Origin of the sequence: Streptomyces kanamyceticus (assembly GCF_008704495.1) — a bacterium.
GTDB lineage: Bacteria > Actinomycetota > Actinomycetes > Streptomycetales > Streptomycetaceae > Streptomyces > Streptomyces kanamyceticus.
On the sequence record NZ_CP023699.1, the window covers coordinates 6,776,803 to 6,800,039 of the forward strand.

Sequence of the window (23,237 nt, forward strand, 5' to 3'; positions counted from 1 at the left end):
CTGCACCCGGGGTGGAGGAGAGCGTGGGCGGCTCATGGACGTGGCGCAAGAGCAGTGCGAGCGACGGCGGTTCGGGCACTTGCGTGGAGACCGCCTGGACCGGTGAGTCGGTCCTTGTGCGCGACTCCACCCGCAGAGAGGGAGCCGAGCTCGTCCTCGGCCCGGAGGCATGGTCGGCCTTCCTCACCCTGGCGGCCCGGCCACCCGCACAGGATTCGCCGCTGATGTAGGCCCGGCTCGCAGGTCGACCCGTAGGCCCAGCAGCCCTGTCACGAAGCTCGACGGCGGCCCGGCCTCGATGGGAGGCCGGGCCGTCGCGCGCTCCGGGCCTTCTAGCCGCGCGCGGCACCCCGGCGCAGGCCGAACCAGATCAGGGCCGCCGCCACGAGCACCACCGCCGCGTCGATCGCCAGGACCGTACGGGTGCCCGTCAGAAGGTCCGAGTTCGTCGTCGCGAGTACGCCGAGCAGCGGGATGCCGATCGTGATGCCCACCTGCTGCGTGGAGGTGACAAGGCCCGTCGCCAGGCCCTGCTCCTCGTCGGGGACGCCCGACGTGACCGTCACGCCGTAGGAGACGATCGCGCCCAGGTGGAACATGCTCGCCAGGGACACCGCGGCCGTGGCCAGCCACACCGACCAGCCGCCCTCGCCGATGCCGAGCAGCGCGGCGCCGAGCACGCCCTGTCCCGCGAGGGATCCGACCAGCGTGCGGCGCGCGCCGAAGCGGCCGATGGCCTTGGGGGCGTAGATGCCCGCGAGTACCGAGAGGACGCCCTGCACGCCGAAGACCAGACCGGTCCGGAAGGCGGAGAGGTGCAGGATCTCCTGGAAGTAGAGGGTGAGGACGAACACGACCGTCGTCATCATCGAGAACGTGACCAGGCCGCCCAGGTTGCCCCACGCCACCGTGCGGCGGCGCAGCATCGGCAGGGAGACGAGCGGCGCCGCGGCGCGCGACTCGATCCAGCCGAAAGCCACAAGCAGGGCGACGCCCGCCACCAGCGTGACGATGACGTCGGCGCCGCCGAAGCCGCGCTCGGCCGCCGTGGACAGGGCGTAGATCAGGGCGAGCAGACCGCCGGTCACCGCCACCGCGCCGGGGATGTCCAGGCGCGGGCGGTCCGGGGTGCGGGACTCGGGCAGCAGGCCGGGCGCCAGCGGCAGCACGAGCAGCGCGAAGACGGTCAGCAGACCCATCGTGGAACGCCAGCCGAGAGTGTCCGTCAGTACGCCGCCGAGCACCATGCCGACCGTGAAGCCGAGCGAGAGCAGCGTGCCGGAGATGCCGAGCGCCCGGTCGCGCTGGGGGCCCTCGGGGAACGTCGTGGTCAGCAGGGACATGCCGGTCGGCACGATGGCCGCCGCGCCCACGCCCTGCAGCGCGCGGCCGGTCAGGAACGACGCCGGGTCCCACGCGAACGTGGCGAGCAGCGAGGCCAGGCCGAACAGCGCGAGGCCCGCGAGGAACAGCTTCCGGCGGCCGAAGAGGTCCCCGAAGCGGCCGAAGAGCAGCAGGAAGCCGCCCGACGGCAGCGCGAAGGCGGTCACCGCCCACTGCAGCGCGGACTGGTTCATGCCGAGGTCGGCGCCGAGCACGGGCAGCGCCACGTTCAGCACGGAGAAGTCCAGCGAGACCATGAACTGCGCGGCGCAGAGCACGAACAGGACGAGCTTGTCGCGGGAGGAGAGTTTGGGGGCGTGCGGACGCGGCGCCGGTGGGGCGGCCTGGGGGGACGGGGCAGGGGTGGTGTCGATCGCCATGGTCAAGAGCTTGCGACGGCCGGAATAGACGTGGGGAGCGGGAACTTATGCTGGTGGTCGGAACACCAGTCAGGCTTGGGGGAGCGCCACATGGCCACACCGTCGGTCGCGACGACACACACGGACGCGTCCAAGGCGCATCGCCTCGGGGAGCTGCGGGAGTTCCTGATGAGCCGCCGCGCGCGGGTCAGCCCGGCGGAGGCGGGGCTTCCGGACGGCGGGGCCCGCAGGCGCACGCCCGGTCTGCGCCGCGAGGAGGTCGCCGTGCTCGCCGGTGTCGGTGCCTCCTGGTACCAGTGGCTGGAGCAGGGCCGCGACATCTCCGTGTCGCCGCAGGTCCTGGACTCCGTCGCGCGCGTGCTGAAGCTGAGCAGCGCCGAGCGGCGTCATCTGTACGTCCTGGCCGGGCTCAACCCGCCGGCCCCCGAGGTCGCACAGGACGACTGGGCCATGTGCGAGGGGCTGCACCGGCTCATCAACACCTGGATGCCGTACCCGGCGCACATCATGGACGCGTACTGGAACTGCGTCATGTACAACGACGCGGCGGCCTCCGTGCTCGGCATGCGCTCCGAGACCTCCGAGAACTGCCTGCTCACCTTCTTCAGCGACCCCATCTACCGCGCCCGCGCGACGAGCTGGCAGCGCAACGCTCCGCAGGTCGTGGCGATGTACCGGGCCGCGTGCTCGGAGCACCCCCAGGACGACGGGTTCTCCGCGGTGATCGCGGAGGCGCGGTCGACGAGCGCGGAGTTCGCGGAGCTGTGGGAGCGCCGCGACATCCTGCCCGGCGGGCAGGTAGCCAAGGAGATCGAGCATCCCGTGGTGGGGACGCTCTTCCTGGAGTCGACGCAGCTGAAGGTTCCGGCCAGGCCCGATCTCACGATCGTGATGCACACGCCGATGCCGGGGGCAGGGTCTGACGAGGGCGAGGCCGTCGACACGGCGGGGAAGCTGGCGTGGCTCGCCTCGCCCGAGGGGCGGCGGGGGTCCATCTATCCGGTGGCGGGCTAGCGGGGTGTGCTCCGTATGCTCGGGGCATGACTGAGAGCGCCGCGCTGGACCCCGAGGACCGCAAGATCGTCACCCTGGCCCGTTCGGCCCGGGCCCGTAACGGGGTGCCCGAGGGGGCGGCGGTGCGGGACTCGACCGGGCGTACGTATGTGGCCGGGACCGTCGCGCTCGACTCGCTCCAGCTTTCCGCGCTGCGGACGGCGGTCGCCATGGCGGTGGCGTCAGGGGCGGAGTCCCTTGAGGCGGCGGCGGTGGTCTCTGGCGAGACGGCTGTGCGGGATGAGGATCTTGCGGCTGTACGGGACCTGGGCGGGGCCGGGACGCCGGTGTTCCTCGCCGGGGCGGACGGCGAGGTTCGCGTGCGGGCGGAAGCGGGCTGACGCCTCGGGGCTCCGCCCCGGCCCCGCTCCTCGATCGCCGGAGGGGCTGAGATTTCGAGCGCGGTGCGGCGGCGCTCCGGGGATCAGGGACAATGGGCGCCATGAGCGTTCGTAATCCGTCTTCAGCCGCGTCGTCCGAGGCCGCCCACCGGGCCGGTTTCGCCTGCTTCGTCGGCCGCCCCAACGCGGGCAAGTCCACCCTGACGAACGCTCTGGTCGGCAAGAAGGTGGCGATCACCGCCGACCAGCCGCAGACCACGCGGCACACCGTGCGCGGCATCGTGCACCGCGAGGACGCGCAGCTGATCCTGGTGGACACCCCCGGGCTGCACAAGCCGCGCACGCTGCTCGGCGAGCGCCTCAACGACGTCGTGCGGACCACCTGGGCCGAGGTCGACGTGATCGGCTTCTGCCTGCCCGCGAACGAGAAGCTCGGCCCCGGCGACCGCTTCATCGCCAAGGAGCTCGCCTCCATCAAGAAGACGCCGAAGATCGCGATCGTCACGAAGACCGACCTCGTCGACGGCAAGACCCTCGCCGAGCAGCTCATCGCCATCGACCAGCTCGCCGTGGAGCTCGGCTTCGAGTGGGCCGAGATCGTCCCGGTGTCGGCCGTCGGCGACAAGCAGGTGGACCTGCTCGCCGATCTCATCGTGCCGCTGCTCCCCGAGGGCCCCGCGCTCTACCCCGAGGGCGACCTCACGGACGAGCCCGAGCAGGTCATGGTCGCCGAGCTGATCCGCGAGGCGGCGCTCGAAGGCGTGCGGGACGAGCTGCCGCACTCCATCGCCGTCGTCGTCGAGGAGATGCTGCCGCGCGAGGACCGCCCCGCCGACAAGCCGCTCCTGGACATCCACGCGTTCGTCTACATCGAGCGGCCCAGCCAGAAGGGGATCATCATCGGTCCCAAGGGCAAGCGGCTCAAGGACGTCGGCATCAAGTCCCGCAAGCAGATCGAGGCGCTTCTCGGTACGCCCGTCTTCCTTGACCTGCACGTCAAGGTGGCGAAGGACTGGCAGCGGGACCCGCGCCAGCTGCGCAAGCTCGGTTTCTGAGGCGGGTCGCACGGGGCCGGTGTCATCACCGGCTTCGCCGAGTTCGTCCTCAATCGCCGGACGGGCTTGAACTGTCCCCCCCTCTGAGCCGGACGGGCTCGATTTCCTACCGCACCCCCTTGATTCTGCGTACCAGCACCGCCCCCGCAAGCCCCACCACCGCCGCCGTCAGGTACAGCACCCGGTAGCCCCCCAGGTACGTCACGATCGGGGCCGCTATCACCGGGGCCGCGACCTGGGGGAGGGAGTTGGCGATGTTGATGACGCCCAGGTCCTTGCCGCGGTCGAGTGCCTTCGGCAGGACGTCGGTCATCAGGGCGAAGTCCACGGACGTGAAGACGCCGAAGCCGATGCCGAGGACCGCCGCCGCGACGATCGCGCCCGGCCAGGTCTGCCAGAGCGCGAGCAGGCCCGTCGCCGCCGCCATCAGCGCGCCGGACCAGGTCACGAAGGGCTTGCGGCGGCCCACCCGGTCCGACCAGGCGCCGCCGACCACGACGGTGGCCAGCATCGTCACGCCGTTCACGGCGGTGAGGATGAGGACGCCCTGCTCGGGGTCCGCGTACGCGATCCGGTCGCGCAGGAAGTACAGCAGGTAGAGCAGGACCACCGAGTTGCTGACGTTGATCAGGAACCGGGTGAGCCAGGCCCAGGCCAGGTCCGGGTGGCGGCGCGGGCTCAGCCAGAAGCCCCTCAGGAACTCCCGCCCGTTCCACGGCGGCCGGTCGGCGCGCGCCAGGCGCAGGTCCCGGTGGCGTACGACGTAGGGGAGCACGCCCGCGACGGTGAAGACGGCGCACGCCGCGTACCCCGCCACCGTGCCGCCCGCCACCGTCGCGAGCCCCGTGCCCACCACCACGCCGAGCAGCTGCGCCGCACCGAGCCAGCCGCCGACCGAGCCGCGCTGGGCGCGCGGCACCCGGTCGGGGACGGCGGCCGTGACCGCGGCGAACGCGGCGTTCAGGGTGAGCTGGACCAGGCACCAGCCCGCCGCCATCGACCACACGGAGCCCGCGGCGGAGAGCAGGAGGAGCGAGGCGGCGCCGCCCGCCGTGCCCGCCACGATCCAGGGGGTGCGCCGCCCCCAGCGCGACGTCGTGCGGTCCGAGAGGGCGCCGAAGAGCGGGTTCGCGGCGAGGGAGACGACCGCGCCGACACCGGTGACCCAAGCCAGGACGGTCTCCTTCGAGGTGCCCGCGGGCGCGAGGTCCTCCGCCTGGACGGCGAGGAGGATCTGCAGCGGGCCGTACCAGCCCACCCAGATCGCGCCGTTGGCGAGGGAGAGGGCACCCGCCCAGCCCCCGCCGACCCGCTCGGTCGGCTCCCGCAGCGCGGTGGCGGTCATGGACGCTGCGCCCGCAGGGCCTCGCGCAGCCAGTCGTAGGACGCCTTCGGGGTGCGCTCCAGGGTGTCGTAGTCGACGTGGACGAGGCCGAAGCGCCGCCGGTAGCCCTCGGCCCATTCGAAGTTGTCGAGGAGGGACCAGACGAAGTACCCGCGCACGTCCACCCCCGCCTCCAACGCCCGGTGCAGCGCCCGCAGATGGCCTTCGAGGTAGTCGATCCTCTCCTGGTCGTCGAGACCTTCGTACGAGCAGCCGTTCTCGGTGATGACCAGGGGCGGGAGGCCGTCTCCGTAGCGGTCGCGGAAGGCGGTGAGGAGTTCGGTGAGCGCGTCGGGGACGACCGGCCAGCCGAAGTCGGTCACCGGGTAGCCGTCGATCTCCCTGGGGGAGAAGGGGAGTTCGGGCGGCAGGGTGACGCCGGAGAACTCGGCGGCGGTGCCTTCGGGGAGCGGGGCGCCCACCTTCGTCGGCTGGTAGAAGTTGATCCCGTACCAGTCGAGGGGGGCGGAGATGGTCCTCAGGTCCGCCGCGAGGTCGGGGGACGGCATCAACTCGCCGATGCCGTCCGGGTATTGGCCGAGCAGCAGCGGGTCCGCGAAGAGGCGGTTGAGGAGTATGTCGTAGAAGTCGGCCGCCGCCGTGTCCTCGGCGTCGGCCGACGCGGGCCAGGTCGGGCCGTGCGAGTTGGCGATGCCGATGTCACTCGCGCCCGCGGCGCGCAGCGCCCGTACGGCGAGGCCGTGCGCGAGCAGCTGGTGGTGGGCCACGGGCAGCGCGTCGAAGAGGAGCCGCTCGCCGGGCGCGTGCTGGCCGAGCGCGTGGCCGAGCAGGGTGTGTTCGGCGGGTTCGTTGAGGGTGATCCACCGGGTGACGCGGTCGCCGAGCCTGGCCGCGACCACGGCGGCGTAATCGGCGAACCGCTCGGCCGTGTCGCGCTTCAGCCAGCCGCCCGCCTCCTGCACCACCAGCGGGGTGTCCCAGTGGAAGAGCGTGGGCACCGGGCGGATGCCCGCCGCGCACAGCTCGTCGACGAGGCGGTCGTAGAAGTCGAGGCCCGCCGTGTGCACGGAGCCCGACCCGGTGGGCAGGACGCGCGGCCAGGAGACCGAGAAGCGGTAGGCGCCGACGCCGAGCTCCCTGATGAGCGCGACGTCCTCGCGGTAGCGGTGGTAGTGGTCGCAGGCGACGGCGGCCGTGCTGCCGTCCTTGACGTTGCCGGGGACGGTGGTGAACGCGTCCCACACCGAGGCGCCGCGCTCGTCGGCGGCGCCCTCGATCTGGTGGGCCGATGTGGACACGCCCCACAGGAAGTCGTGGGGGAACTGGGGTATCGCCGCGGTCGCTGCCATGGGCGGGATCTTCCGTACTGTCGGGTACGGAAGTCAACGGCCGTGCGGGGAAAAGATGAACAGGGCTCAGGTTTCTAGGGGATCTGCGGGTCCGCTGTGGCTGGTCGCGCCCACGCGGCGGAGCCGCACGTGTCACAGCCCCGCGCCCCTTACGGGGGCGCTCTAGGCGCCCTCCTTAAGTACCCGCGAGATCAGCTTGCGCTGCGGATCCGTCAGTCGTGGGTCCGAGCAGTACACCGTGTGCCCGTCCACCGTCAGCTGGTAGTTGAAGCCGTCCGGCACCCCTATCGGCGGGGTGCCGCGGCCCTCGGCCAAGGCCTGTTCGGCCAGGGCGTGCCATTCGGGGGCATCGGCCAGCGTCGAGGTGTCCACCTCGGCGTGCCGGTCGATGCCCGCGAATCCTCCCGTGCGCTTCACCTGGATACGCATGGGTCCTGTCTACTCCACCGGATGGGCGGCGGGTAGCGCGTCCGTCAGTCGGTGGCGGGGACCTTGACCGTGGACCACGCGTCGATGACGGCCTTGAGCTCGTCGCCGTCGCCGTACTTCGCGCGCGCCGCGGCGACCGTCAGCTTCGCGAAGTCGGTGAAGGAGGCGTCCTGTGCCAGCTCGCCGCCGGTCAGTACGGCGTACCAGATCTGTCCCGCGCGCTCCCAGGAGTGGCCGCCGAGGGCGTCGGAGACCAGGTAGAAGGCGCGGTTGGGGATGCCGGAGTTGATGTGCACGCCGCCGTTGTCGCGGCCTGTCTTGACGTAGTGGTCCATGTCGGCGGGCTGCGGGTCCTTGCCGAGCACGTCGTCGTCGTACGCCGTGCCCGGCTCCTTCATGGAGCGCAGCGCCTTGCCGGTCACGCGCGGGGCGAGCAGGCCCGCGCCGATCAGCCAGTCGGCCTCCTGGGCGGTCTGGCCGAGCGTGTACTGCTTGATCATCGAACCGAAGACGTCCGAAAGGGACTCGTTCAGGGCGCCGGGCTGCCCGAAGTACGTGAGGTTCGCGGTGTACTGCGTGACGCCGTGCGTCAGCTCGTGGCCGATGACGTCGACGGGGATGGTGAAGTCGAGGAAGATCTCGCCGTCGCCGTCGCCGAACACCATCTGCTCGCCGTTCCAGAAGGCGTTGTTGTACTCCTCGGAGTAGTGCACCGTGGCGTTCAGCGACAGACCGCTGCCGTCGATGGAGTTGCGCTCGTAGGTCTTCTGGTAGAGCTCGAAGGTCGCGCCGAGGCCCGCGTACGCGCGGTTGACGGTGGCGTCCTTGCCGGGCTTGTCGCCCTCGCCGCGCACCTTGCGGCCGGGCAGCTCCGTGCGGTGCCTGGCGTCGTAGAGCGTGCGGTGCGGCCTGCCCGCCGCGGCTTCCTTGGGCGGGCTCACGCTGGGCGCGCCGATGACGGTCGTCAGGCGGCGCTGGGTGCGCTCGAAGGCGTCCCGCTGCAGGGTGCGGCGGGCGGGAGCGGAGAGCGCGGGGTCCTGGCTCTGGGCGAGAGTGTCCAGGACGTGCGGCGGCACGATGCTGCAGAAGACGGGCTCGAAGCCCGCCGGGTTGGCGGTCATGGCGGCAATGTGGCACTGGGTCATGCCGCTGTCACTACCTGCAACCATGATTAGTGAAATAGAGGTATACGAGGGCCTGAAGGTGACCCCGTCGTGACCACCTCAGTGGGATACCGCACCTTTTGGCCGGAATCTGACGGCGGTCCCGCATACTGATACGGGCCCGCGCACAGAGCACGGCTCGGCTAGGCTGCGGCACATCATGCGATTCGGGCTGCTTCTCCTTAGCTGCCGCGGCGAGGGCCTGTAGACGAGGCCGACCCCCTCCCCGCGGAGTTCGGCGTTGCGCTAAGACCGTCGGCCGTCCTTCAGGACACTCCCGAGGAGCCCCGCACATGCCGAACTTCCAGCGCCCCACATCCATGCCGGTCCACAAGTACGGCAGGTACGAGCAGGTCGACATCACCGACCGCACCTGGCCGAACAACCGGATCACGGTCGCGCCCCGCTGGCTCTCCACCGACCTGCGCGACGGCAACCAGGCCCTGATCGACCCGATGTCCCCGGCCCGCAAGCGCGCCATGTTCGACCTGCTCGTACGCATGGGCTACAAGGAGATCGAGGTCGGCTTCCCCTCGTCGGGCCAGACCGACTTCGATTTCGTACGCTCGATCATCGAGGACGAGAACGCGATCCCCGAGGACGTGACGATCTCCGTCCTGACCCAGGCGCGCGAAGAGCTGATCGAGCGCACGGTCGAGTCCCTGAAGGGCGCCAGGCGCGCCACCGTGCACCTGTACAACGCGACCGCGCCCGTCTGGCGCGACGTCGTCTTCCGGGGTTCGCGCGACGCCGTGAAGCAGATCGCCGTGGACGGCACCCGGCTGGTCATGGAGTACGCCGACAAGCTGCTCGACGACCGTACGACCTTCGGGTACCAATACAGCCCCGAGATCTTCACGGACACCGAGCTGGACTTCGCCCTGGAGGTCTGCGAGGGCGTCATGGACGTCTGGCAGCCCGACGCCGAGCGCGAGATCATCCTCAACCTGCCCGCCACGGTGGAGCGTTCCACGCCCTCCACGCACGCGGACCGCTTCGAGTGGATGTCGCGCAACCTGTCCCGCCGCGAGTTCGTCTGCCTCTCCATCCACCCGCACAACGACCGCGGCACCGCCGTCGCCGCCGCCGAGCTGGCCGTGATGGCGGGCGGCGACCGCGTCGAGGGCTGCCTGTTCGGCCAGGGCGAGCGCACCGGCAACGTCGACCTGGTGACGCTGGGCATGAACCTCTTCAGCCAGGGCGTCGACCCGCAGATCGACTTCTCGGACATCGACGAGATCCGTCGTACGGCCGAGTACTGCAACCAGATGGAGATCCACCCGCGCCACCCCTACGCGGGCGACCTCGTCTACACCGCCTTCTCCGGCTCCCACCAGGACGCCATCAAGAAGGGCTTCGACGCGATGGAGACCCGGGCCGCGGGCCAGGGCAAGACCATCGACGACATCGAGTGGGCCGTGCCGTACCTGCCCATCGACCCCAAGGACGTCGGCCGCTCGTACGAGGCCGTCATCCGCGTCAACTCCCAGTCCGGCAAGGGCGGCATCGCGTACGTCCTGCAGAACGACCACAAGCTGGACCTGCCGCGCCGCATGCAGATCGAGTTCTCGCGGATCATCCAGGCGAAGACCGACGCCGAGGGCGGCGAGGTCACGCCGGGTGCGATCTGGAGCGTCTTCCAGGACGAGTACCTGCCCAACCCGGACAACCCCTGGGGTCGGATTCAGGTCAAGAACGGCCAGACGACCACCGACACGGACGGCGTCGACACGCTCACCGTCGAGGCCACCCTCGACGGCGCCGACACCGTTCTGACCGGTACGGGCAACGGACCGATCTCCGCGTTCTTCGGCGCGCTGCAGGGCATCGGCATCGACGTACGCCTGCTCGACTACCAGGAGCACACGATGAGCGAGGGAGCGTCCGCGCAGGCCGCCTCGTACATCGAGTGCGCGATCGGCGACAAGGTCCTGTGGGGCATCGGCATCGACGCGAATACGACACGTGCGTCGCTCAAGGCCGTGGTCTCCGCCGTGAACCGGGCCGCGCGCTGACCCTCTCACCGGCGCTTTTCCCGCCCCGTCCGCCGATCGGGCGGGCGGGGCTCCGTCGTCTCCCGGCCATCTCCCGCTCGATCTCCTGTGCGAGGTGCTGACGCCGCATCATGGATGTGGCTAACATCACGCCAACGCGGCAATGCAGCCGGGGAGTTACGGAGGTGCGTGGTGCTGCCAGATCGGGGACGAAACGGCCGGAAAACGCGCATCTGCGGCAGGCCCGTCACGCGCGGACACGCCCTCTTCAGGCGCGTGATCGGCATGAACACCGTCTGGGACTGCGTCGGCGACGGCGAGTTCTTCTGTCCCGCCTGCGGCGGCGACCGCAACTACCAGCGGCTCACCGGGCGGCGCCGCTTCGTCCTGCTCGGCCTGCCGGTCGTGCCGCGCGGCAGCGCGGGGCCCGTCATCCGGTGCGCCGCCTGCCAGGACCTGTTCGACCCCGACGTCCTCGACCACCCCACCACCACCCGGCTCTCCGCGATGCTCCGCGACGCCGTCCACACCGTCGTCCTCGCCGTCCTCTCCACCGGCGGCGCCACCTCGCGCACCACCCTGGAGACCGCCGTCGGCACCCTGCGCGGCGCGGGCTTCGACGACTGCACCCGGGACCAGCTCGGCGCCCTCGTCGACGCGCTCGCCGCCGACACCGGCCGCGCCACCGAGCCCGACTGCGGCCCCGCGGTCCCCGGCCTCGCCATCGAACTCCACGAGGCGCTGGGCCCCCTGGCCCCACACCTGGCCCCCGCGGGCCGCGAGGCACTGCTCCTCCAGGGCGCCAGGATCGCCCTCGCCGACGGGCCCTACACGCCCGCGGAACGGGACGTGCTCGCCACGGCGGGGTGCGCGCTGACGATCGGGTCGGACGACGTGGCGCGCCTCCTCGTGGCGGCGCGGACGCCGTCCTGAGCGCCCCGGGCGTACTCCGCGGGGAGTAATCCCCGGCCCCGGCCTCCCCGCGTCGTACGCCCCAACTCGCCCCCCAGCCGGACGGATTGAGCCCCGCGCCCCGGAAGGGTTGACCCGGACAAGTCACCCCTGCCGAAGGAGGCCCGTCATGGGGGCCGCACAGACCGTACGGACCGGAGCGCCACCGGGGCGGCGGCGCGCCGTGCCCTGGGTGTTTCTCGGGCTTTGGATCGTCGTCCTCGCGCTCGCCTCGCCCTTCGCGGCGAAACTCGCCGACGTGCAGAAGGACCGGCCCGTCGACTACCTGCCCGCGAGCGCCGACTCCACCGAAGTCGCGAAGATCCAGGACCAGTTGCCCGGGGGCGAGGCCACCGAGCTGGTGCTCGTGTACCACCGGGACGGGGGGCTCACCGTCGCCGACCGGAGTCTCGCGGGTGAGCAGGTCCGCGAGGTGGCGGGTGCGCACGCGCTCGTCGCGGAGCCCGAGGGTGTGCCCTCCGAGGACGGCACCACCCTCATCTATCCCGTCGCCACCACCGAACCCGGCCAGGACGAGGACAAGCGGGACGCGCTGGTCGAGAGTGTGCGGGAGGTGGCCAGGGGCGACGGCGGGCTGAGCGTCGAGGTCGGCGGGGCGGGGGCGCTCGACACCGATGCGGGGGAGGTCTACAACTCGCTCGGCGGGCCGCTGCTCTACACCACCGCGGGGGTCGTCGCGCTGCTGCTGATCCTCATCTACCGCAGCCCGTTCCTGTGGCTCGTGCCGCTCGCCGTCGCGGGGGTCGCGGACTACTTCGCGATGGGGGTCGCCTACGGGCTCCACCAGGCCTTCGGGACCGCCGTCACCGGGCAGAGCTCGGGCGTCATGACCATCCTCGTGTTCGGCGCGGGGACGGATTACGCGCTGCTCATCGTCTCCCGGTATCGGGAGGAGCTGAGGAGGATCGAGCGGCCCTACGACGCGATGGTGGCTGCCCTGCGCGGCTGCGGGCCCGCCGTGCTCGCCTCGTCGGGGACCGTCGCCGCGGGCCTGCTCTGCCTGCTCGCCGCCGATCTCAACAGCAGCCGGGGCATGGGGCCGCTCGGCACCGTCGGGGTGCTCTGCGCGCTCGCCACCATGCTGACGCTGCTGCCCGCGATCCTCGTACTGCTCGGCAGGCGCGTGTTCTGGCCGCTCGTGCCCGCCTTCGGCAGCGCGGTCAAGCAGCGCCGGAGCCTCTTCGCCGCGATGGGGAGTTCGGCGGGGCGACGGCCGCTCACCGTGCTCGCGAGCGGCGCCGTGCTGCTCGGGGCGCTCGCGCTCGGCGCGTTCAACCTGCCCGGCGCCCTCAAACAGGAGGACTCCTTCACCAAGACGCCGGACTCGGTGTCGGCCATGGAGACCCTCGCCGCCGCCTATCCCGAGCAGGGCACCCAGCCCATCACCGTGATGACCCCGGCCGGGCGGGCCGCCGAATCGCTCGCCGACATCCGGGGCACGAAGGGCGTCGAGAGCGCGGAGAAGGGGCGTACGGGTGACGGGTGGACCGAGATCTCCGTGCTCGCCGCCGCGCCGCCCGAGTCGGCGGGGGAGACCGCCACCATCGAGGCGCTGCGCGACGGACTCGACGGGTCCTACGTGGGCGGGTCGAGCGCCCAGCAGCTCGACCTGAAGGACACCAACGCGCGGGACCGGACGGTCGTGGTGCCGCTGGTGCTCGCGGCCGTGCTCCTGATCCTCGTCGCCCTGCTGCGCAGCCTCGTCGCGCCGCTGCTGCTGCTCGGTGCCGTGGTCGCCGTCTGGGGCGCCTCGCTCGGCATCGCGGGGCTCGTCTTCGAACCGCTCTTCGGGTTCGAGGGCACCGACCCGGGGCTCGGTCTCCTCTCGTTCGTCTTCCTCGTCGCACTAGGGGTCGACTACGGGATCTTCCTGATGCACCGGATGCGTGAGGAGTGCTTGAACGGGGCCGAACCGGGGACGGCCGCGCTCACCGCACTGCGCACCACCGGCGGCGTCATCGCCTCGGCGGGCCTCGTGCTCGCCGCGACGTTCGCCGTGCTCACCAACATGCCGCTGGTCCAACTCGTCGAACTGGGCTTCGTCATCGCGGTCGGCGTGCTGCTCGACACCTTCCTGGTGCGTACGTACCTGGTGACGAGCGCGAGCGTGGCGCTCGGCAGGAAGGTGTGGTGGCCCGGCGCGCTGTCCAGGCCGCGGGCGGTGGCTGCCGCCCCGGAGCCCGAGCCCGTACGGGTGCCGACGCCTTGACCCGTGTACCCGGGTCGGCCCGTGTGCCCAGGGTGCCCCTCCCCTCCCGGAGGGGCACCCGCGTGCCGGAAGATGAGGAGGTGGACGCGAAGACACTCTCCGACGTGGTGCGCCCCCGCCTGATCGAGCGGGTGGTCGGCATGCCGGGACCGGCGGGCAGGCTCCGCGCCGACGTCCTGTTCGCCCTGGTGATGTTCGCGAGCAGCGGCGCCGTCGTGGGGTTCGTGCGCGACAACGGCGAGCCGCCGGGCGCGGCTGGCTGGGCGCTGCTCGTCGCGGCCCACGTCGTCATCGTGTGGCGGCGGCGCGCGCCGCTCGGCGTCATGGCCGTGCTGATCGCGATCCTGATGTCGTACCACCTCCTCGACGTCAACCACACCGCCCCCATGGCGGTCTCGATGTGCGGCCTGTACACGGTCGCGTCGCGGCGCCGCCCGCTGTACGCCGTCCTCGTCGGCGCGAGCGTGCTCGCTGTGATGCTCAGCCTGAAGTTCTCCGAAGGGATGGCCGAGGGCACGGAGTCGCTGCGGATATCCGGCTGGATCGTGTCCTTCCTGCTGCTCGGCGTGTACGTGCGCATGCACCGGCAGTACGTCGCCTCCGTCCTGGAACGGGCCGTGCGCGCCGAGCGCACCCGCGAGGAGGAGGCCAGGCGCAGGGTCGCCGAGGAGCGGCTGCGGGTCGCCCGCGACCTGCACGACCTGCTCGCGCACAGCATCACCCTGGTCGGTGTCCAGACGTCGGTGGCCGCGCACGTCCTGGCCGCCGACCCGGACCGCCTGGACCGGGCGGCGGTCGCCAGGGCGCTCGACGACGTCGCCGACACCTGCCGCGACGCCAGGATCGAACTCCGCGCCACGCTGGAGGTGTTGAGGTCCAGCGGCGCCGAGGAGGAGACGAGGGGGCCGCTGCCGGGCCTCGAAGGACTGACCGACCTCGCGGAAGCGGCCCGCACCGCGGGCGCCGACGTCGACCTCTCGGTCGCCGAGTGCCGGGCGCCGCCCGCGGTGGGCGCCGCCGCCTACCGCATCGTGCAGGAGGCACTCACCAACGCCGTACGGCACGCGGGACCCGACCTCACCGTGCGCGTGGCGGTGCGTGTCCAGGACGCCGCGCTGAACGTGACGGTCGCCGACGACGGAGCGGGGGACAAGGAGGCGTCCCACGCGCCGGGGTTCGGCCTCGTGGGGATGCGCGAGCGGGCGCGTACGGTGGGCGGCACCCTGGAGGCGGGGCCGCGGCCCGAGGGGGGTTTCATGGTGTCGGCGGTGCTGCCCCTGGCGCCCGTTTCCCTGGGAGGTCTGGCATGACGATCCGCGTGCTGCTCGCCGACGACCAGACGCTGGTGCGTGCCGCGTTCGCGATGCTCGTCGAATCCGCGCCCGACATGGAGGTCGTCGGGCAGGCGGGCACCGGCCGCTCGGCGGTCGAACTCGCCCGCTCCGAGCGGGCCGACCTCGTCGTCATGGACATCCGCATGCCCGATCTCGACGGCATCGAGGCGACGCGGCTGCTCGCGGCCGACGAGGATCTGGCGGGCGTGAAGGTCCTGATGCTCACGACGTACGACACGGACGAGCACGTCGTCGACGCGCTGCGCGCGGGCGCGTCCGGCTTCCTGGTCAAGGACACCCGACCCGCCGAACTCCTGGACGCCATCCGCACGGTGGCCCTCGGCGAATCGCTGCTCTCGCCGGGGCCCACGGCACGGCTGATCGCCCGGGTGCTGCGGTCACCGGACGCCGCCGAGCTGACCGGGGCGGGTGGCCCCGAGGGGCTCTCGGAGCGGGAACGGCAGGTGCTGCGGCTCGTCGCGCGCGGCCTGAACAACACGGAGATAGCCGAGACGCTCGGCCTGAGCCCCCTGACCGCGAAGACCCACGTGAGCCGCATCATGGGGAAGCTGGGCGCGCGCGACAGGGCCCAACTGGTCATCATCGCCTACGAGTCGGGACTCGTGGCGCCGGGTTCGGTGGCGTCGCCATGAGGACGTGCGCCGCCATGAGGGCGTGCGCCGGGGTCACATCAGCCCCGCCGCCGCCAGGTACTTGCCGACCCGCTCGACGTCCTCCGTCGACAGGGGGATCTGCGGCTCGGCCGTCGCGGGGCAGTCGATGACGCCCCGCAGCCGCAGCGCCGCCTTGAAGGCGCCGAGCGCCGACGAGCTGCCGCCCATCCGGGCCGGATCGCCCGCGGTGACCATGCCGAACAGGCCGCACAGCCGCTCCTGTTCGGTCCGCGCGAGGGCCCAGTCGCCCGAACGGCAGGCGCGGTACAGGCGCACGTACCCCTCGGGGTCGACGTTCCCGAGCCCCGGCACGACCCCGTCCGCGCCCATCGCGAGCGCCGCGTCGACCGTCACCTCGGAGCCGGTGAGCACGCTGAAGGACGAGGGCCCTGGGCGCCTGCCGATGAGGACGCGCCGGAAGCCGCCCTCGTCGCCGCTGGAGTCCTTCAGGCCCGCCAGGACGCCCTCCGCCGCGAGTTCGAGCACGAGGTCGGGCGTCAGCTTCGTGTGGACTGCCATCGGCAGGTCGTACGCGAAGACCGGGACCTCACAGCCGCGCGCGACCAGGCGGAAGTGGCGGGCGATCTCGGCGGGGTGCGTGCGCGTGTAGAAGGGGGCGGTGACCACCACCGCGTCGGCGCCGCCCGCGCCGAGCGCGCGCACGTGGTCCAGGACGCGGGGCGTCGTCATGTCGATCGCCCCTGCCAGGACCGGCAGTTGACCGCCCACATGACGTACGACCGTGTCGAGCACCAGCGCCCGCTGCCGGTCGGTGAGGTAGGCCACCTCGGAGGTCGAACCGAGGACGAACAGGCCGTCCACGCCGCCCGCCACCAGATGGTCGACGAGCCTGACGAGCGATGCGGTGTCCACCTCGCGGTCCGGTGTCAGGGGGGTGCAGACGGGCGGGACGACACCGGTGAGCGGGGTGGGCAGAGTCATGGATGCTCCCTGGAGGGCGGGGCCGTGGCGGCGGCCTGGGTGACGAGTTCGTGGGTCGACTGTCCTTCGCCCACGGGGTGGTGGCAACGGAACGTGTGAGCGGGGCCCGCCGGTTCCGGGTTCGGCATGGCGGTCGCGCACACCTCGTCGGCCTTCCAGCAGCGGGTACGGAACGGGCAGCCGCTCGGCGGGTGGGTCGCCGACGGCACCGGGCCGACCAGCGGGATCGGGTCGATGGGGTCGAGGAGTCCGGGCGTCGCGGAGAACAGGGCGCGGGTGTACGGGTGCCTGGCCCGGTCGAGGATCTCGGCGGCGGGCGACTCCTCGACGATCCTGCCGAGGTACATCGTGACGACGCGGTCGCTCATCCTGCGGACGGTCTGGATGTCGTGCGAGACGAAGACCAGGGCGAGGCCCAGGCGTTCCTTGAGGTCGAGGAGGAGGTTGAGGATCTGGGCGCGGACCGACACGTCGAGCGCGCTGGTCGGCTCGTCGGCCACGACCAGGTCGGGCTCCAGGGCCAGGGCGCGGGCGATGGCGACGCGTTGGCGCTGTCCGCCGGACAGCTGTCCCGGCAGCCCGTCGGCGAGGACCTTGGGCAGGCCGACCAGGTCCATCAACTCCCGCACGCGGGCGTCGCGTTCCTTCGGGGTGCCGCGTTTGTGCACGTCCAGGGGGTCGCGGAGGATCTGGCGTACGGAGAGTCTGCGGTTCAGGGCGGTCGAGGGGTCCTGGAAGATCATTCCGGTGCGGGTCCCCAGGGCGGTGCGGCGTTCGGCCGGGGGCATCGTCCCGAGGTCGCGGCCCCGGAGCGACACCGTGCCGGATGTCGGGCGCTGCACGCCGACCAGGGCCTTGGCCAGGGTGGATTTGCCGCAGCCCGATTCGCCGACGATGCCTACCGTTTCGGCGGGCGAGATGGCCAGGGTGGCGCCGGTCAGCGCGTAGACCCTGTCTCGGGACAGGAGGCCGCCCGAGCGGGCCCTGTGCACTACGTGCACGTCGTTCAACTCCACTATGGGGGTGGTCATTTCGGCTCACTCTCCGTTGTGGAGCTGCGCGCTGCGGGGATCTCGGGTGCGGGTTTGTTGTGGCTGGGCGCGCCGTTCCCCGCGCCCCTTACGGGGCACGCCTGCACCTGCGCCGGGTGATGGCATGCCGTCGCGTGCCGGTTCCCGCCCAGGAGTTCCGGTGCTGTCGTCCGGCACACCGCTGAAGCCAGCGGGCACCTGTCCGCGAACCTGCAACCCCGCGGGAAGTCCGCCGGAGACGGCACCACCCCCCTGATCTGCGTCAGGCGTCGGGCCGCCGATTCCAGGGAGAGGACCGAGCCGAGCAGGCCCCGCGTGTAGTGGTGGGTCGGGGTCTCCACCAAGTCCGCCGTGACGCCCGTCTCGACGATCTGGCCGCCGTACATCACCACCACCCGGTCGGTGACGTCGGCGACCAGTGCCAGGTCGTGCGAGACGAGGATCAGCGCGAAGCCCAACTCCTCGCGCAGGCGCAGCAGGAGCTGGATGATCTGCGCCTGGACGGTGACGTCGAGCGCGGTGGTGGGCTCGTCGGCGACGATCAGCTTGGGGTCGCGGGAGAGGGCCATGGCGATCAGGACGCGCTGGCGCTGGCCGCCGGAGAGCTCGTGCGGGTAGCTGCGCAGGGTGCGTTCCGGGTCGAGGCCCACCAGTTCGAGGAGCTCGACGGGGGTGCGGCGGCCACCTCTGCGTACGACCTGTTTGAGCTGGGAGCGGACCGTCATCGCCGGGTTCAGCGAGGACAGGGCGTCCTGGTAGATCATCGCCATGTCGTGGCCGAGGAGGCCCCGGCGGGCCCGCATCGGCAGGCCGGTCAGTTCCCGTCCTTCGAAGGTGACGCGGCCGCGCACCCGGGCGCCCCTGGGCTGCAGGCCCATCACCGTCAGCGCGGTCAGCGACTTGCCGCAGCCCGACTCGCCGACCAGGCCGAGGACTTCACCGGGGCGTACGTCGAAGCTGATGCCGTCGACGATGTCCACCCCGGCGTGGCGCTCGTCGAAGCCGATGGCGAGGTCGGTGACCGTGAGGACCGGGGCGCCTTCGGGGAGCGGGCGGGCCCGTGAGCGCAGGCGCAGGGCCGCCTCGGTCAGGCCGGGGAGCGCGAGGACCTCGCCGCTGCCGGGCTCGGCGGCTTCGAGGGGGTCCTCGTCGCGGGCCGTGCCCGCGACGTCGCGGCCCGACGGCGCGGCCCACGCGTCGGAGACGCCCTCGGAGAGGATGTTCAGGGCGAGCACGGTGAGGAGCATGAGGAGGCCGGGGAAGACCGTCGCCCACCAGCCGCCGATCAGGACCATGTTCTTGCCGTCGGCGATGACGCTGCCCCAGGACGGGTCCGGCGGCCGTACGCCCGCGCCGATGAAGGAGAGCGACGCCTCGAAGACGATGGCCTCGGCGACCTGCACCGTACAGAAGACGAGGATCGGGGCGGCGCAGTTGACGGCGACGTGGCGGATCAGGATGTGCGGCGTACGGGCGCCGATGACGTGTTCGGCGACGACGTAGTCCTCGCCGTACTGGTCCATCACGTTGGCCCGTACGACGCGGGCGATCGGCGGGGTGAACAGGAACGCGATGGCGCAGATGAGGACGGTGATGCCGCCGCCGAAGACCGCGACGAGCACGGCGGCGAGCGCGATGCCGGGGAACGCCATGACGACGTCGAGGCAGCGCATCAGCGTCTCGTCGACGGCCTTGCGCGAGGTCGCGGCGATCGCGCCGATGACCGCGCCGACGATGAGGGCGAGGAGGGTGGCGCCGAGGCCGATGGCCAGGGACCAACGGGCGCCGTACATCAGCCTGCTGAGGATGTCGCGGCCGAGGCTGTCCTGGCCCATCCAGTGGTCGGCCGAGGGGTGGCCCGTGCCGTCGACCTGCGGCTGCTGGTCGAGCGGGTCGTGCGGGGCGAGCAGCGGTGCGAAGAGCGCCACCAGGACGATGACGCCGACGACGCCGACCGCGATCCGGGACAGGACGGGCAGCTTGCGCAGCGAGCGGAGCCTGATGCCGGGTACGGAGAGGCGCTCGGTCAGCGCCTTGCGTGAGGTGATCATCAACTCGTCCCCCTCAGGCGCGGGTTGACCAGGAGGTGGAGGACGTCGATGGCGAGGTTGACGACGACGAAGCCGACGGCGGTGGTGATGACGACGCCCTGCACGACGGCGGGGTCGCCGTTCTTCACGGCGTCGATCATCAGCTTGCCCATGCCGGGCAGCGAGAAGATCGTCTCGATGACGACGGCGCCGCCGAGCAGATAGCCGACGCGCAGGCCGAGGACGGTGAGCGGGTTGATGAGCGCGTTGCGCAGGACGTTGCGGCCGACGACCACGACCGGGGGAAGGCCGCTGCCGATCGCCGTGCGGACGTAGTCCTTGTCGAGTTCCTCGACCACGGCGGTGCGGATGATGCGGGTGAGGCCCGCCGCGACCGGCAGGGAGAGCGCCAGGGCGGGCAACGTCATGGTCTTGAGCCAGCCGGTGAGGGAGTCGCCAGGGTTGATGTAGCCGCCGGTGGGGAACCAGCCGAGGTCCACCGCCAGGTACTGGATCATCAGGAGCGCCAGCCAGAAGCCGGGCGCCGCGACGCCGGTCAGCGAGACGACGCGGATCAGCTGGTCGGGCAGCCGGTCGCGGTAGATCGCCGCGGTCACGCCGAGGGTGAGCGAGAGGACGACCGCGATGCCGAGGCCCAGGAAGGTGAGCTGCATCGTGAGCGGCAGCGCGGTGGTGACCTGGTCGAGCACGGGGGAGCGGTTGAGGACGCTGATGCCCATGTCGCCGTGGAGCAGGTCGCCGACGAAGGCGACGTAGCGCACGGGCAGCGGGTCGAGCAGGCCGTTGTCCTGCCGGAACTGGTGGAGCTGTTCGGGCGTCGGGTTCGCGCCCTGGAAGAAGGCGGAGGCCGGGTCGACGTCCGAGAACCGCATCACGAGGAACACGAACAGGACGATGCCGAGCAGCAGCGGGACGAGCAGGGCGATGCGGCGGGCCAGGATTCTGAGGACAGCGGTCACGGCGTACGACTCCTGAACTGGCTACGAACTCATGAACTGGCCGTGGATCAGGCCCACTTGGCCTGGAGCAGATTGATCCCGGGATACGGCTGGGCCTTGACGCCGGTGAGCTTCTTGGGGTCCCAGGCGGTCATGAGTTCGTTGTGCACGACCGGGTAGAGCACGGCCTGCTCGGCCACGGTGTCGATGTAGTCCTGGATCATGGCCCGCTTCTTCGACGCCTCGGGCTCGCGCGTCGCCTGGTCCATGTCCTTGAAGAGCTTCTTGGCGACAGCGTTGTCGGCCCAGCGCGCGTAGCCCATCCAGATGTTCTCGGGGCCGTAGTTGTAGTGCATGATCAGGTCGGCGTCGAGCCCGAACTGGTTGGGGTTCGAGGCGGCCGCGACGACCTGGAAGTCCTTCTTCTGGTCCAGTTTGGTGAAGACGGCGGTGGTCTCCTGCGGGTCGAGGGTGACGTCGACGCCGAGCTTCTTCCAGCCGTCCTGGATGGTGGGCAGGCAGTCCACGATCCAACTCACGTTCACGGCCATGAGGTTGATCTTCAAGTCGGTGACCCCGGCTGCCTTCAGGAGCTTCTTCGCCTTCGCCAGGTCGTAGCCGTAGACCGTCTTGGCGGGCCGGTAGGTGGGGTTGGCCTCGTTGAGGAAGGACGTCGACGCCTTGCCGTGGCCCTTGAGGGCGGCCTGGATCATCTTCTCGCGGTCGATGGCGTAGTGCAGGGCCTGCCGCACGCGCACGTCGTCGAACGGCTTGTGCTCGGTGTTGAAGAGCAGGAAGAGGTTGTTCATGCCCGCCCCGCCCTCGACGGTGAGGCCGTCCTTCTTGAGCTGCTCGATGTTGGCGTACGGGATGTTGTCGGAGATCTCCGCGTCCGCGCTGCCACCGGAGATCTTCGCGACGCGCGGCGCCGCGTCCACGATGGTCAGCCAGTTCATCTTCTTGAAGGCGGCCCTGCGCGGGCCGTTGTAGTCGGCGAACGACTCGAAGGTGGTGTTCGACTTCGGGTTGTGGGCGGTCTGCTTGTACGGGCCCGAGCCCACCGCCTTGCCCTTGGTCGCCTCCTCCCAGGCGCCGGGTTTGGAGAAGACGTGCTTCGGCATGATCTTGGCGAGGGAGAGGCGCGCCGCGCCGTCGGGGAAGGGGAACTTCAGGATCAGCTCGACGTTCATCGCGTCGACCTTCCTGACCTCCTTCAGCCAACTCTCGAAGAAGCCCTTGGCCAGGGTCTGCGTCTTCGGGTCCAGGATCCGCTCGAAGACGAACACCACGTCGTCGGCGGTGACCGGCTTGCCGTCGTGCCATTTGGCGCCGGGGCGAAGGGCGAACTTCCAGGTGGTCGCCTTGAGGTCGGCGGGGATCTGGGTGCCGAGCGCGGGGTAGGGCTCGCGGGTGATCGGGTCGGTGCCGAGCAGGCCCTCGTAGATGTGCTCGTTGCCCGCCATCGCGAACGCGGACGCGGTCTGCGTCGGATCCCAACTGCCGTCGTTGCCATAGCCGATGACCGCCGTGAGCGTGGCGTCGCCGCCCTTGCCGCCGCCCCCGGTCTCGTTGGTGGACTCGGGCCCCGACGAGCAGGCGGAGAGCGTGGTGGTGATGGCGGCGGCCGCGCCGAGCGCTCCGGTGTACCTGAGGAAGGAGCGGCGGTCCGGCGCGACTCCGTGGTGCGTGATCCGGGGGGTCTGGTCGCTCACTGTGTCTCCCTTGAGAGATCCCACGTCCTACGTCGTGGTGGCGTGGCGACGATAGGAGCGGTCAGGGACCCGGTCAAGAGATCGCGCAGGGATCCGAATACGGCGAAGTCGTACCGGAGGTGGGACGTGGGATGTCACCCGTGCCTACGATGGCCCGCATGCCCAAGGAGCCAGTCCGAGAGCGGCGTGTGAGCGGTCAAGTGCGGCGCGAGGTCGTGCAGTTGATACTGGAGAGAGGGCTGCGGCCGGGGTCCCCGCTGCCCACCGAGACCGAGCTGATGGAGGTCCTCGGGGTGAGCCGGAACTCCGTGCGCGAGGCGCTCAAGGCGCTCCAGGCCCTGGACATCGTGGAGATCAGACACGGTTATGGAACGTACGTCGGGCAGGCGTCCCTCACCCCGCTCGCCGACGGACTGACCTTCCGCGCGCTCGTCCAGGTCCGTGACGACGACCACGCCCTCGCGGAGATCCTGGAAGTGCGCGAGGTCCTGGAGGAGGGCCTGATGCGACGGGTCGCGGGATCGCTCACCGACGCCGAACTGTGCTGCCTGGAGGACCTGGTGGGGCGCATGGAGCGCGCGGCGGGGACCGGCACGGCCTTCCCCGAACTGGACCGCGAGTTCCACGAGACGCTCTACCGCTCCCTCGGCAACGAGCTGGTGCCGCAGCTGCTCGGCGCGTTCTGGCACGTCTTCCACCGGGTCGCGGGCGCGCGCGGTTGGTCGAGCGATCCGGCGCCTGACGTGACGGTGCGCAGGCACCGGGACATCGTGACCGCGCTGCGCGCCAGGGACGTGGTCCGCGCGCAACGGGCGATGGCGGACCACTTCCGGGGCATCGGGGAGCGGGCGGGGCAGGGCATGCGGGGGGTGGGGTGAGGTC

General features: G+C 71.2%; 20 protein-coding genes. 10 read left to right on the forward strand and 10 right to left on the reverse strand.

The genetic code is table 11. The annotated features are described in order from the left end of the window. Positions 1-23 precede the first annotated feature (23 nt). Entirely contained in the window at positions 24-230 is a 207-nt protein-coding gene (locus CP970_RS29195; RefSeq protein WP_055550020.1) for a DUF397 domain-containing protein, read from the forward strand. Between the two features lie 102 nt (positions 231-332). Here the strand turns inward: CP970_RS29195 and CP970_RS29200 are convergent, their stop codons facing one another. Then, positions 333-1,763, reverse strand: coding sequence for an MFS transporter (locus CP970_RS29200; protein ID WP_150494122.1), 1,431 nt, complete (start codon positions 1,761-1,763; stop codon positions 333-335). Between the two features lie 90 nt (positions 1,764-1,853). Between CP970_RS29200 and CP970_RS29205 the strand changes: the two genes are divergently transcribed. From CP970_RS29205 to era, 3 genes are all read left to right on the forward strand, one after another. After that, positions 1,854-2,777, forward strand: a complete 924-nt coding sequence (locus CP970_RS29205; protein WP_055553291.1) for a helix-turn-helix transcriptional regulator — start codon at positions 1,854-1,856, stop codon at positions 2,775-2,777. 26 nt (positions 2,778-2,803) lie between these two features. Then, entirely contained in the window at positions 2,804-3,157 is a 354-nt protein-coding gene (locus CP970_RS29210) for a hypothetical protein (protein ID WP_055553293.1), read from the forward strand. Positions 3,158-3,249: 92 nt separating this feature from the next. Continuing rightward, complete coding sequence (era, locus tag CP970_RS29215) at positions 3,250-4,212, forward strand: GTPase Era (RefSeq protein WP_398655968.1); 963 nt, start codon at positions 3,250-3,252, stop codon at positions 4,210-4,212. Between the two features lie 106 nt (positions 4,213-4,318). Here the strand turns inward: era and CP970_RS29220 are convergent, their stop codons facing one another. The 4 genes from CP970_RS29220 to CP970_RS29235 all read right to left on the reverse strand — a co-directional run bounded on the left by CP970_RS29220 (position 4,319) and on the right by CP970_RS29235 (position 8,456). Next, positions 4,319-5,557 (reverse strand): MFS transporter, encoded by a 1,239-nt coding sequence (locus CP970_RS29220; RefSeq protein WP_055553295.1) that lies wholly within the window; start codon positions 5,555-5,557, stop codon positions 4,319-4,321. Then, positions 5,554-6,906, reverse strand: coding sequence for a GH1 family beta-glucosidase (locus CP970_RS29225; RefSeq protein ID WP_055553297.1), 1,353 nt, complete (start codon positions 6,904-6,906; stop codon positions 5,554-5,556). The genes CP970_RS29220 and CP970_RS29225 overlap by 4 nt, the downstream gene beginning before the upstream one ends. A 162-nt stretch (positions 6,907-7,068) precedes the next feature. Then, on the reverse strand, positions 7,069-7,335 hold the full coding sequence (locus tag CP970_RS29230; protein WP_055553299.1) for a protealysin inhibitor emfourin: 267 nt from the start codon (positions 7,333-7,335) through the stop codon (positions 7,069-7,071). A gap of 44 nt (positions 7,336-7,379) precedes the next feature. After that, the gene (locus CP970_RS29235; protein ID WP_055553301.1) at positions 7,380-8,456 is read right to left on the reverse strand and encodes a M4 family metallopeptidase; all 1,077 of its coding nucleotides are present in this window, start codon (positions 8,454-8,456) and stop codon (positions 7,380-7,382) included. Between the two features lie 335 nt (positions 8,457-8,791). Between CP970_RS29235 and leuA the strand changes: the two genes are divergently transcribed. From leuA to CP970_RS29265, 5 genes are all read left to right on the forward strand, one after another. Beyond that, positions 8,792-10,513: a 2-isopropylmalate synthase gene (gene leuA / locus CP970_RS29245; RefSeq protein WP_055553303.1), complete on the forward strand. Its 1,722-nt coding sequence runs from the start codon at positions 8,792-8,794 to the stop codon at positions 10,511-10,513. Between the two features lie 171 nt (positions 10,514-10,684). After that, positions 10,685-11,425, forward strand: a complete 741-nt coding sequence (locus tag CP970_RS29250; RefSeq protein ID WP_055553305.1) for a TerB family tellurite resistance protein — start codon at positions 10,685-10,687, stop codon at positions 11,423-11,425. Positions 11,426-11,573: 148 nt separating this feature from the next. Beyond that, the gene (locus CP970_RS29255; protein WP_079043340.1) at positions 11,574-13,673 is read left to right on the forward strand and encodes an MMPL family transporter; all 2,100 of its coding nucleotides are present in this window, start codon (positions 11,574-11,576) and stop codon (positions 13,671-13,673) included. Between the two features lie 62 nt (positions 13,674-13,735). Beyond that, the gene (locus tag CP970_RS29260; protein WP_224058791.1) at positions 13,736-14,983 is read left to right on the forward strand and encodes a sensor histidine kinase; all 1,248 of its coding nucleotides are present in this window, start codon (positions 13,736-13,738) and stop codon (positions 14,981-14,983) included. Next, the gene (locus CP970_RS29265; RefSeq protein ID WP_055545362.1) at positions 14,980-15,660 is read left to right on the forward strand and encodes a response regulator; all 681 of its coding nucleotides are present in this window, start codon (positions 14,980-14,982) and stop codon (positions 15,658-15,660) included. Before CP970_RS29260 ends, CP970_RS29265 begins: the two co-directional genes overlap by 4 nt. Before the next feature lie 33 nt (positions 15,661-15,693). Here the strand turns inward: CP970_RS29265 and CP970_RS29270 are convergent, their stop codons facing one another. Genes CP970_RS29270 through CP970_RS29290 form a run of 5 tightly spaced genes read right to left on the reverse strand, consistent with a single transcriptional unit; the run spans position 15,694 to position 22,355 of the window. Then, on the reverse strand, positions 15,694-16,623 hold the full coding sequence (locus CP970_RS29270; protein WP_055545363.1) for a dihydrodipicolinate synthase family protein: 930 nt from the start codon (positions 16,621-16,623) through the stop codon (positions 15,694-15,696). After that, positions 16,620-17,654, reverse strand: a complete 1,035-nt coding sequence (locus CP970_RS29275) for an oligopeptide/dipeptide ABC transporter ATP-binding protein (protein WP_055545364.1) — start codon at positions 17,652-17,654, stop codon at positions 16,620-16,622. The genes CP970_RS29270 and CP970_RS29275 overlap by 4 nt, the downstream gene beginning before the upstream one ends. After that, positions 17,651-19,705 (reverse strand): dipeptide/oligopeptide/nickel ABC transporter permease/ATP-binding protein, encoded by a 2,055-nt coding sequence (locus CP970_RS29280; RefSeq protein WP_107098874.1) that lies wholly within the window; start codon positions 19,703-19,705, stop codon positions 17,651-17,653. The genes CP970_RS29275 and CP970_RS29280 overlap by 4 nt, the downstream gene beginning before the upstream one ends. Beyond that, positions 19,705-20,664 carry an ABC transporter permease gene (locus CP970_RS29285; RefSeq protein WP_055545365.1) on the reverse strand — a complete coding sequence of 320 codons (960 nt, stop codon included), beginning with the start codon at positions 20,662-20,664 and terminating at the stop codon, positions 19,705-19,707. Before CP970_RS29285 ends, CP970_RS29280 begins: the two co-directional genes overlap by 1 nt. 47 nt (positions 20,665-20,711) lie before the next feature. Further along, positions 20,712-22,355 (reverse strand): ABC transporter substrate-binding protein, encoded by a 1,644-nt coding sequence (locus CP970_RS29290; RefSeq protein ID WP_224058795.1) that lies wholly within the window; start codon positions 22,353-22,355, stop codon positions 20,712-20,714. A 149-nt stretch (positions 22,356-22,504) separates the two neighbouring features. On the opposite strand from CP970_RS29290, the gene CP970_RS29295 reads away from it, so the two are divergent. Beyond that, positions 22,505-23,233 (forward strand): FadR/GntR family transcriptional regulator, encoded by a 729-nt coding sequence (locus CP970_RS29295; protein ID WP_191095086.1) that lies wholly within the window; start codon positions 22,505-22,507, stop codon positions 23,231-23,233. The last annotated feature ends 4 nt before the right edge of the window (positions 23,234-23,237 follow it).

Bases quoted from the DNA above. Each gene is read 5' to 3' on its own strand.
- CP970_RS29200 (WP_150494122.1), bottom strand. From the start codon at position 1,763: ATGGCGATCGACACCACCCCTGCCCCGTCCCCCCAGGCCGCCCCACCG.
- CP970_RS29205 (WP_055553291.1), top strand. From the start codon at position 1,854: ATGGCCACACCGTCGGTCGCGACGACACACACGGACGCGTCCAAGGCG.
- CP970_RS29210 (WP_055553293.1), top strand. From the start codon at position 2,804: ATGACTGAGAGCGCCGCGCTGGACCCCGAGGACCGCAAGATCGTCACC.
- era (WP_398655968.1), top strand. From the start codon at position 3,250: ATGGGCGCCATGAGCGTTCGTAATCCGTCTTCAGCCGCGTCGTCCGAG.
- CP970_RS29220 (WP_055553295.1), bottom strand. From the start codon at position 5,557: ATGACCGCCACCGCGCTGCGGGAGCCGACCGAGCGGGTCGGCGGGGGC.
- CP970_RS29225 (WP_055553297.1), bottom strand. From the start codon at position 6,906: ATGGCAGCGACCGCGGCGATACCCCAGTTCCCCCACGACTTCCTGTGG.
- CP970_RS29230 (WP_055553299.1), bottom strand. From the start codon at position 7,335: ATGCGTATCCAGGTGAAGCGCACGGGAGGATTCGCGGGCATCGACCGG.
- CP970_RS29235 (WP_055553301.1), bottom strand. From the start codon at position 8,456: ATGACCGCCAACCCGGCGGGCTTCGAGCCCGTCTTCTGCAGCATCGTG.
- leuA (WP_055553303.1), top strand. From the start codon at position 8,792: ATGCCGAACTTCCAGCGCCCCACATCCATGCCGGTCCACAAGTACGGC.
- CP970_RS29255 (WP_079043340.1), top strand. From the start codon at position 11,574: ATGGGGGCCGCACAGACCGTACGGACCGGAGCGCCACCGGGGCGGCGG.
- CP970_RS29265 (WP_055545362.1), top strand. From the start codon at position 14,980: ATGACGATCCGCGTGCTGCTCGCCGACGACCAGACGCTGGTGCGTGCC.
- CP970_RS29270 (WP_055545363.1), bottom strand. From the start codon at position 16,623: ATGACTCTGCCCACCCCGCTCACCGGTGTCGTCCCGCCCGTCTGCACC.
- CP970_RS29275 (WP_055545364.1), bottom strand. From the start codon at position 17,654: ATGACCACCCCCATAGTGGAGTTGAACGACGTGCACGTAGTGCACAGG.
- CP970_RS29280 (WP_107098874.1), bottom strand. From the start codon at position 19,705: ATGATCACCTCACGCAAGGCGCTGACCGAGCGCCTCTCCGTACCCGGC.
- CP970_RS29295 (WP_191095086.1), top strand. From the start codon at position 22,505: ATGGCCCGCATGCCCAAGGAGCCAGTCCGAGAGCGGCGTGTGAGCGGT.